The 9,673-nt window shown below is 71.4% G+C and carries 6 protein-coding genes and 2 pseudogenes; 6 read left to right on the forward strand and 2 right to left on the reverse strand.

Annotated features, from left to right (window positions below; genetic code table 11):
- From B9S61_RS18010 to B9S61_RS18020, 3 genes and pseudogenes are all read left to right on the forward strand, one after another.
- Positions 1 to 701 (forward strand): annotated as a pseudogene (locus B9S61_RS18010) (serine/threonine protein kinase); the annotation flags it as partial.
- Between the two features lie 192 nt (positions 702 to 893).
- A complete protein-coding gene (locus B9S61_RS18015) occupies positions 894 to 2,507 on the forward strand; it encodes a succinic semialdehyde dehydrogenase (RefSeq protein ID WP_103543187.1) in 1,614 nt (537 codons plus the stop codon).
- A gap of 75 nt (positions 2,508 to 2,582) precedes the next feature.
- Entirely contained in the window at positions 2,583 to 4,370 is a 1,788-nt protein-coding gene (locus tag B9S61_RS18020) for a GMC family oxidoreductase N-terminal domain-containing protein (RefSeq protein WP_103543188.1), read from the forward strand.
- Between the two features lie 1,058 nt (positions 4,371 to 5,428).
- On the opposite strand, the gene B9S61_RS18030 is transcribed toward B9S61_RS18020, so the two are convergent.
- The gene (locus B9S61_RS18030; protein WP_103543190.1) at positions 5,429 to 5,740 is read right to left on the reverse strand and encodes a chorismate mutase; all 312 of its coding nucleotides are present in this window, start codon (positions 5,738 to 5,740) and stop codon (positions 5,429 to 5,431) included.
- Between the two features lie 375 nt (positions 5,741 to 6,115).
- On the opposite strand from B9S61_RS18030, the gene guaA reads away from it, so the two are divergent.
- Positions 6,116 to 7,696, forward strand: coding sequence for a glutamine-hydrolyzing GMP synthase (gene guaA, locus B9S61_RS18035; protein WP_103543191.1), 1,581 nt, complete (start codon positions 6,116 to 6,118; stop codon positions 7,694 to 7,696).
- A 10-nt stretch (positions 7,697 to 7,706) separates the two neighbouring features.
- On the opposite strand, the gene B9S61_RS18040 is transcribed toward guaA, so the two are convergent.
- Positions 7,707 to 8,198 (reverse strand): pyridoxamine 5'-phosphate oxidase family protein, encoded by a 492-nt coding sequence (locus B9S61_RS18040; protein ID WP_103543192.1) that lies wholly within the window; start codon positions 8,196 to 8,198, stop codon positions 7,707 to 7,709.
- 126 nt (positions 8,199 to 8,324) lie between these two features.
- Between B9S61_RS18040 and B9S61_RS18045 the strand changes: the two genes are divergently transcribed.
- Together B9S61_RS18045 and B9S61_RS18050 are read left to right on the forward strand one after the other, a co-directional pair.
- Positions 8,325 to 9,119: a class II aldolase/adducin family protein gene (locus B9S61_RS18045; protein ID WP_103543193.1), complete on the forward strand. Its 795-nt coding sequence runs from the start codon at positions 8,325 to 8,327 to the stop codon at positions 9,117 to 9,119.
- A 221-nt stretch (positions 9,120 to 9,340) separates the two neighbouring features.
- Positions 9,341 to 9,673, forward strand: a pseudogene (locus tag B9S61_RS18050) (hypothetical protein); the annotation flags it as partial.

Raw genomic sequence — 9,673 nt, forward strand, 5'->3', positions numbered from 1 at the left:
TCCCGGACGGATGGAAGCAGCACGACCTCGGGAAGAAGGTGGGTGTCGCCCCGCTCCCCGCGCCGGACCGCGGCGGCAACGGCATCCGGGTCGGCCGCAAGACCCTGGCCGGGCTGGGCGCCGTGGTGGTCGCCGCGGCGGTGGCGGCGTACCTGGTGATCGCGGATCCCTTCGCGGGCCCCCTCCCGGACGGATGGAAGCAGCACGACCTCGGGAAGAAGGTGGGTGTCGCCGTCGCGGTTCCCGACGGTTTCGTGAAGGACAAGCCCGCCGAGGACGCGGACGGGACGGTCGTCTCCTTCACCGACCCCAGCGGAATGGTGCGGATCGAGGCCGACCGGGACCTCAAGGCCGACGACGAGAAGGGCGACCTCCAGGCGTCGGCGTCCGAGCAGGCGTTCGCGCACTGGAACGAACTCAAGGACGGCGAGTACGGCTGGGGCATCGCCTCCGAGCCGGCGCCCGAGGGCCAGCCGCGCGAGACCACGTACAAGGACCGCGACGCGGCCACGAACACCATCGTCCACACGACCACCACCGCGCCGGCGCTGGTGCGCGAGGCGCAGGTCATGTACTACCGGAACCAGGACGGCGACATGTACCGGCTCTGGATCGTCTACCCGGGCAAGGGCCACTTCGCCGACGAGGGCCGGGAGATCGCCCGTACGGTCATCGAGTCCTGGGACGTCCACGAGCTCTGAACCGGTCCACGAGCTCTGAACCGGCCGCACCGGACCGGCCCGAGACCGAAACGTAGTCAGTCGGGGCCGGTTCGATCATCAACGCCCTGATCAGGGGGTTTGTTGCCAGCGTTCACTGGCGATGTGCGGACTGTGCGGGAATCTGTTACCGACGGGTACACAAAGGGTGCGCTCCGGCATACCCTGCGGCTCATGACGGACGCGCAGACCCGGGAAGCCACCGGCACCAACCCTCTCGCCCCCACCCCGGAGGGCGTACGCACCGCCGCCGACGTGGTCACACCGGAGCTGGTCGCCCAGCTCACCAAGGGTGTGCCCGGCTCCGGCCGGACCGCCAACCACACACCGTTCACCGGCGAGAAGCTGGCCGACCTGCCCGAGTCGACGCCCGAGGAGGTGGCCGGCGCCTTCGAGGCGGCCCGTGCCGCCCAGGCCGTCTGGGCACAGGTCCCGGTCCGGCGGCGCGCCGCCGTTCTGCTGCGCTTCCACGACCTGGTGCTGGAGCGCCAGGCCGAGGTGCTCGACCTGATCCAGCTGGAGACCGGGAAGGCCCGGCTGCACGCCCACGAGGAGGTGCAGGCCGTCGCCGTCGCCGCCCGTCACTACGGCCGCCGGGCCGCCTCCTACCTGCGGCCCAAGCGGCACGCGGGCGCCATGCCGGCCCTGACCAGGGTCACCGAGCTGCGTCACCCGCGCGGTGTCGTGGGCCAGATCGCTCCGTGGAACTACCCCCTCGAACTCTCCGTCGGCGACGCGCTCCCGGCGTTCGTCGCGGGCAACGCGGTCGTGATGAAGCCCGACACGGAGACCTGCCTCACCGCGCTGTGGGCCCGTGACCTGCTGATCGAGGCCGGACTGCCCGCCGACGTCTTCCAGGTCGTCCTCGGCGAGGGCCCGGTCATCGGCCCCGAGGTCGTCCGCCACGCCGACTACGTCTCCTTCACCGGCTCCACCCGCACCGGCCGCGAGGTCGCCCAGGGCGCCGCCGCGCGCCTGGTCGGCGTCTCCCTCGAACTCGGCGGCAAGAACGCCATGCTGGTCCTCGAGGACGCCGACCTCGACAAGGCCGCCGCCGGCGCCGTCCGCGCCTGCTTCTCCAGCGCGGGCCAGCTGTGCATATCCATCGAGCGGCTGTACGTCCACGAGTCGGTCGCCGACGCCTTCCTGGAGCGGTTCGCCGCCCGCACCCGGGCCATCCGCCTCGGCACGTCCCTCGCCTACGGCGCCGGCATGGGCTCCCTGGTCGGGCAGCGCCAGCTGGACGCCGTCACCCGGCACGTGGACGACGCCGTCGCCAAGGGCGCCAAGGTGCTCGCGGGCGGCACGGCCCGGCCGGACATCGGCCCCTACTTCTACGAGCCGACCATCCTCGACGGGGTCGAGAACCCCATGAGCGTCTGCTCCGAGGAGACGTTCGGCCCGGTCGTCTCCGTGTACCGCTTCTCCTCCGACGCCGAGGCGGTCGACGCCGCCAACTCCACCCCGTACGGGCTGAACTCCTCCGTGTGGACGAAGGACGCCCGGCGCGGCCGCGAGATCGCCGCCCGGATGCGCACCGGCACGGTCAACATCAACGAGGGGTACGCGCCCGCGTACGGCAGCGTCCAGTCGCCGATGGGCGGCATGAAGGACTCCGGTCTCGGCCGCCGGCACGGCTCCGAGGGCATCCTCAAGTACACCGAGGCCCAGACGGTCGCCCACCAGCGCCTGCTGCCGATGGCGCCCTCGCTGGGCATGGACGACGAGAGGTACGCGGCCTTCATGAGCCGCAGTCTCCGTCTGATGAAGGCATTCCGGTTCAGGTGAGATGCCTGAAGGGGCGCGGGGAACTGCGCGACCAGCCAAAGACGACCCGCACACGAACTCAAAGGGGAGCCTGCCGTGCCTAATGACGCTTACGACTACGACGTCCTCGTCGTCGGCTCCGGCTTCGGCGGCTCCGTGTCCGCACTCCGCCTGACGGAGAAGGGGTACACCGTCGGCGTCCTGGAAGCCGGCCGCCGCTTCACCCGCGAGACCCTGCCGAAGAACTCCTGGGACCTGAAGAACTACCTCTGGGCACCGAAGCTCGGCATGTACGGCATCCAGCGCATCCACCTGCTCGGCAACGTCATGGTCCTGGCCGGCGCGGGCGTCGGCGGCGGCTCGCTCAACTACGCCAACACCCTCTACGTACCGCCCGAGCCGTTCTTCGACGACCCGCAGTGGGGGCACATCACCGACTGGCAGGACGAGCTGAAGCCGTACTACGACCAGGCGCGGCGGATGCTCGGCGTGCGGCTCAACCCGACGATGACCCCGTCGGACGTGCACCTCAAGGCGGCGGCCGAGCGGATGGGCGTGGGCGACTCCTTCCACATGGCCCCCGTCGGCGTGTTCTTCGGCGACGGCGAGGACGCCGACGGCTCGAAGAAGGCGAAGCCGGGACAGGAGGTGCCCGACCCGTACTTCGGCGGGGCGGGGCCCTCGCGCCGGGCCTGTGCCGAGTGCGGCGAGTGCATGACCGGCTGCCGGCACGGTGCGAAGAACACCCTCAACGAGAACTACCTCCACCTCGCCGAGAAGGCGGGCGCGGTCGTCCACCCCATGACCACGGCGGTGTCGGTGACGGAGGACTCCCGCGGCGGGTACGCGGTCGCCACGCTCCCCACCGACAACCGCCGCAAGGGCAAGGGCCGTACCTTCCGCGCCCGCCGGGTCGTCCTGGCCGCCGGCACCTACGGCACCCAGACGCTGCTGCACCGGATGCGGGACGGCGGCGGGCTGCCGCACCTCTCGGACAGGCTGGGCGAACTGACCCGTACCAACTCCGAGGCCCTCGTCGGCGCGCAGACCGACAACCGCCGCTACCGCAAGGCCACCGGCGAGCCGAAGGCCGACTTCACCCGCGGTGTGGCCATCACGTCCTCGATCCACCCCGACGGGAACACGCATATCGAGCCGGTCCGCTACGGCAGGGGCTCCAACTCGATGGGCGGGCTCTCCACCCTCCAGGTGCCGTACGCGGGCGGCGGCTCCGGCGCGGCCCGGGTGCTGGGCTGGCTGGGCAACGCGGCGAGGCATCCCGTCATGCTGATGCGTTCGCTGTCGAACCGGCGCTGGTCGGAGCGGACCATCATCGGGCTGGTGATGCAGTCGCTGGACAACTCACTGACGACGTACATCAAGCCCTCCGGTGCCGGCCGCGGGCTGCTCACCGCCCGGCAGGGCCACGGTGCCCCCAACCCCAAGCAGATCAAGGCGGCCACCGAGGGCGCCTCGGCGCTGGCGGCCGAGATCAACGGCTTCGCCGGCTCCAACGTCGGCGAGCTGACCGGCATGCCGCTGACCGCCCACTTCCTGGGCGGCTGTCCCATCGGCGGTTCCCGCGACACCGGTGTGATCGACCCGTACCACCGCCTCTACGGCCACCCCGGTATCTCGGTCGTGGACGGGGCGGCGGTCTCGGCCAACCTGGGCGTCAACCCCTCCCTGACCATCACGGCACAGGCCGAGCGGGCGATGTCCTACTGGCCCAACAAGGGTGAGGCCGATCCGCGGCCGGAGCAGGGCGAGCCGTACCGGCGGCTCACTCCGGTCGAGCCGAAGGCACCGGCGGTCCCGGCGGACGCGTTCGGCGCGCTGAAGCTGCCGTTCCTGGGGATTCCGGCGGTCCCGCCGAAGAAGTAGGCGGCAGAGCGGAAGAACAGGGAAGAGGACCTGTGCCCCCCTCCGAGCTCAGGTCCTCTTCCCTTGTCCTGGGTGGTGCCGCGCGAACGGCGCGGCGAGGCCGGGTTACGCCTCCGCGCCGGCCTTGCGCCGGCGCACGGCGACCGGGGCTATCACTGCCGTCGCCGCTACGGCCATGGCGCGGCGAAGTTTCATGAAGACCTCGGGATGTCCTGTGTGCCGCGTGGCCGCGGCACGAACGAGTGCGGGGAGGCCTCCGCTGTGGGGCGCGGCTGTGGCCGGGGGTTCGGTGGTTTGATCACTGAGGCCGGTGAATGGTTGTCCGGGAACTCACGCCATTCTTATGTGAGGTGGATCACTGCTGAAGCCCGGTGATCTTTGTCGTACGCTCGGCCGCCGTTGCTGAGAGAAGGCCCCGACCCCGTGGCCGAACAGCGGTCCGGGGACGAAGGACCGGAGACCTCGCCGGAGCCCGCGTCCCGGCCGGCGGTGGTGAGGAGGTGACCCGGAGCATCGTGCGCCGGACGATCGAGGTGGAAGCGATGGACCCCGCCAGGTTCATGGCCACGGAGGGCCACATCCGGATCGCGGGACGGAACAGCTCGATAGGCAACGACGACTGCCGGCAGGGCGACGGGGTGATCCGGCCGCAGTTCCTCGCCGACCTGCGGCGTCCCCGGAACCGACCGGGGCGGAGCGCGATCCGTACGACCGCAGTGGCGCGAGCCGGCACCCGCCGGGGTGGACGAGTGCGGCGTGGTGACCCGCGTCCGAGACGGACCGGGTGAGGCACGACGGCCGGCTCCGGGCGTCCCCGGAGCCGGCCGTTCTGCTGTGACCGGGCCGGCTGTCCCCTGCCGTCCGGTCACGTTCCGGAGCGAGGTCCCGCGGCGTACGACACGATCCGTACGCCTCGTCGCTCCGGTGAGCCACGCGTGGTTCTCTCTCGTGTCCGCCCCTGGCCGGCGCGGACACCGGGATCAACGAGGCGGCCGGGGCGCCGGTCACGCGCCGGACGGGTGAGGGGCGGTGCGTGTGTCCGTACCGGGAACGCGGTCTCAGATCCTGCCCCGGCACAGCTCCAGCAGCGTCATCGCCAGCGTGGTGCCGGGCTTGCCCAGGGCGTCGCGGTAGGTGGCGAGGATCTCCATCTCGCGGGAGAGGTTCACGCGCCGGCCGCCGGAGGCGATCCGTTCCTTCTGGATGACGGCCGACACGGCCATCCGTTCCTGCACGAGGCCGATGATCCGGTCGTCGAGCGCGTCGATCCGCTCACGGGCGCCGGTGATCAGCTCGGCGGCCTCGGTGGTGCGGGCGCCGGTCTTCTCGGCCGGCTCCGTGGTGCTCGGCTCCGTCGTGGTGGCAGTCATGTCGGGGCTCCTCGGCGGGTGGGTGACCGGGGTGCCCCGGAGCGGCGGGGTCCGGGAGAAACGACAGGCGCCCCGGACCTTGTCGGCCCGGGGCGCCTGGGAAGTCGCTTGTCAGTTGCTCAAGCAGCACGACCATGGCAGCCGGCGGGCCGGGTGCCATAGGTAAAGAGGAAGGTCGGGTGCGTGAGCATGGTGGCAAGTATGCCCGGCGGACCGCGGCTGTCCAGCACCGGCCGCATGGTGAGACGAGGACACCGGCCGGTCCGTGTTCCGCGGTCCCCGCGCCGCTCCCCGTCCGGCCCGGGACGTGACCCGTCGCCGCCTCGGTAGAATCGGGAGGCACAAGACTCCCGCCCCACCGCCGGAAGGCACCTCGTGTCATCAGCGTCTCCCGCTGCCAACGCGCCCGACACCGTTCTGGTCGTCGACTTCGGCGCGCAGTACGCCCAGCTCATCGCCCGTCGCGTCCGCGAGGCGCGGGTCTACAGCGAGATCGTGCCGAGCACCATGCCGGTCACGGAGATGCTCGCCAGGAACCCGGCGGCGATCATCCTCTCCGGCGGCCCCTCGTCCGTGTACGAGGAGGGCGCCCCTCGTCTCGACCGCGAGATCTTCGAGGCCGGCGTCCCCGTCTTCGGCATGTGCTACGGCTTCCAGCTCATGGCCCGGAGCCTGGGCGGCCAGGTGGACAACACCGGCTCCCGTGAGTACGGCCGTACGGATCTGCACGTCTCCAGGAACTCCTCCACCCTCTTCGAGGGCACCCCGGGCGAGCAGGCCGTCTGGATGTCGCACGGCGACGCCTGCTCCGCCGCCCCCGAGGGCTTCACCGTCACGGCCTCCACGGACGTCGTCCCGGTCGCCGCCTTCGAGAACGACGAGAAGAAGCTCTACGGCGTCCAGTACCACCCCGAGGTGATGCACTCGACGCACGGCCAGCAGGTGCTGGAACACTTCCTGTACCGGGGCGCGGGCCTGAGCCCCGACTGGACCACCGGCAGCGTCATCGAGGAGCAGGTCGCCTCGATCCGCGAGCTGGTCGGCGACCGGCGCGCCATCTGCGGTCTGTCCGGCGGAGTCGACTCCGCGGTCGCCGCCGCCCTCGTCCAGAAGGCCATCGGCTCCCAGCTGACCTGCGTCTACGTCGACCACGGCCTGATGCGCAAGGGCGAGACCGAGCAGGTCGAGAAGGACTTCGTGGCCGCGACCGGCGTGCAGCTGAAGGTCGTGGACGCCGAGGAGCGGTTCCTGAAGGCGCTGGCCGGGGTCTCCGACCCCGAGGAGAAGCGGAAGATCATCGGCCGCGAGTTCATCCGGGTCTTCGAGCAGGCCCAGGCCGAGATCATCGCGGACGCGGGCCCGGCCGTGGAGTTCCTGGTCCAGGGCACGCTCTACCCGGACGTCGTGGAGTCCGGCGGCGGCACCGGCACCGCCAACATCAAGTCCCACCACAACGTGGGCGGTCTCCCCGAGGACCTCGAGTTCCAGCTGATCGAGCCGCTGCGCCAGCTGTTCAAGGACGAGGTGCGGATGGTCGGCCAGGAGCTCGGCCTGCCGGACGAGATCGTCCAGCGCCAGCCGTTCCCCGGCCCCGGCCTCGGCATCCGGATCGTCGGAGAGGTCACCAAGGAGCGACTCGACCTGCTCCGCGAGGCCGACGCCATCGCCCGTGCGGAGCTCACCGCGGCCGGCCTGGACCGGGACATCTGGCAGTGCCCGGTCGTCCTGCTGGCGGATGTGCGGTCGGTGGGCGTCCAGGGCGACGGCCGTACCTACGGTCACCCGATCGTGCTGCGCCCCGTCTCCAGCGAGGACGCCATGACCGCCGACTGGTCCCGGCTGCCGTACGACGTCCTCGCGAAGATCTCCACCCGGATCACCAACGAGGTGCGCGACGTCAACCGGGTCGTCCTCGACGTCACCTCCAAGCCGCCGGGGACCATCGAGTGGGAGTAGTCCGGGAGCCTCAGGACCGCCTGAGGGTCCGTACCGGCGCCCCGGGCTTCCAGACCTGGACGACCAGGTACTTCTCGTCCTCCACGTAGGTCCTCACGACCTCCGTCAGCTCGGTGCGGAAGAGGTGGAACGGCTCCGGCGGTTCCACCTCTTCGGCGTACCCGGCCCGTGCCTCCGTGTCCTCCGCGGGGATCTCCACCGCCCGGCCGGCGACGCGCACGTCACCGCCGCCCATACCGGTGCCCTCGCCCGGGTTCGCCTGGAGCGCGAATCGCGGGTCGCGGCGCAGGTCCAGCGCCTTGAGCGAGTCCGGCATCATGCCCAGCCAGAGCTCCCCGCCCAGGAAACGGACCTCCAGGCCGGTGGTACGCGGCGAGCCGTCCCTGCGCAGGGACGCGAGAACATGGTGCGTGTACGCGGCGAAGCGCTCCTCGACCGTCTTCGCCAGCTCGGGTTCGGCCGCGGTGAAGGCCGCCCAGTTCGCGCTCGTGTCTGTGCTCATGGGCCGAGTGTGGCGCGGATACCCGACATCCTGTGTCGGGTATCCGGCGTTACGGAACAGAGCTGTCGTACGGGGCGGCCCACCGGTAACTTCCGCCCCGTAGGCAAACCCCCCGCGGGAGGACTTATGCACGGGCCCACGCCGCCCCTGCCGCTGCCCACCGACAAGCTGCGCTTCGCCATGCCGCCCATGCACGAATCCGTGGAGGACGAGCGCCGGCACCGCAAGGAACGCCTCGCGGGCGCGCTGCGGATCTTCGGACGGCTCGGCTTCGAGGACGGTGTCTCGGGACACATCACGGCACGCGACCCGGAGTTCAGCGACTGCTTCTGGGTCAACCCGTTCGGCATGCCCTTCCGGCACGTCACGGTCAGCGACCTGGTCCTCGCCAACCGGGACGGCCAGGTCGTCGAGGGAGGCCACCACGTCAACCAGGCCGCGTTCACCGTGCACGCCCAGGTGCACGCGGCCCGCCCCGACGTCGTCGCCGTCGCCCACTGCCATTCCGTGCACGGGCGGGCCCTCGCCGCCCTCGGCGACCTGCTGGACCCGATCACCCAGGAGAGCTGTGCCTTCTACGAGGACCACGCCCTCTACGACGCCTACAGCGGCGTCACCGTCGACGCCGAGGAGGGGCGGCGCATCGCGGGTGTGCTCGGGTCCGGCAAGGCGCTGGTGCTGCGCAACCACGGGCTGCTGACCGTGGGCGACTCGGTGGACGCGGCGGCCTGGTGGTTCGTGACCATGGAACGGTCCTGCCGGGTGCAGCTCACCGCGCGGGCGGCGGGCCGGCCGGTGCTCATCGACCACCGGCAGGCGGTCACCACACGCGAGCAGCTCGGCGGGGACCTCGTGGCGTGGATCAACTACCAGCCGATGTGGCAGGAGATCACCCGGAGCGAGCCGGAGCTGCTGGGCTGAGCGAGGGCGGTCAACCCGGCGCCTCGAAGTCCACTCGCACGGAGCGGGCCTGCCGGACGGAGAGGGCGTGCGGTAGGGCACAATTCGCTCTCGTCACGGGGGACTTGTGTCGTGGTCGTCGGCAGTGACCGTGGTTGGGTTCTGGTGGTCACGTCGTGGTGACGTGGTGGTGTCGTGGTGGGTGTCGTGGTGGTCGACGGTGGGGAAGGCGGGCTCCGGGCGTGGCGGTGCACGAGGCGAGGCAGGGCGGCATGGACGCGGGCGCGCACGAGGGCGGCTGCACCTGCGGCGACTGCCCGCACGGGGCGCGTGAGGGGCATCGGCGCGCGGTCGCCGCGTTCCTGCTGAAGCGGGACGGGCTCGCGGCCGGGCAGGGGGTGCCGGCCGCGGTGGCGTACTCCCCCTCCGCCTCCCGGCAGTGGGTGTCCGAGGAGCTGACGCAGGCCGCGGAGGCCGTCGCCGAGCGGGGGCGGGCCGAGGGCGGTGCCTGGCTGGCACGGCTGTGGCGGTGGACCGCGGCCGTGGTGTGGGCGGGAGTCGTATCGCTGCTCCTG

Source organism: Streptomyces sp. SM1 (genome assembly GCF_002910825.1).
Classification (GTDB): domain Bacteria; phylum Actinomycetota; class Actinomycetes; order Streptomycetales; family Streptomycetaceae; genus Streptomyces; species Streptomyces okerensis.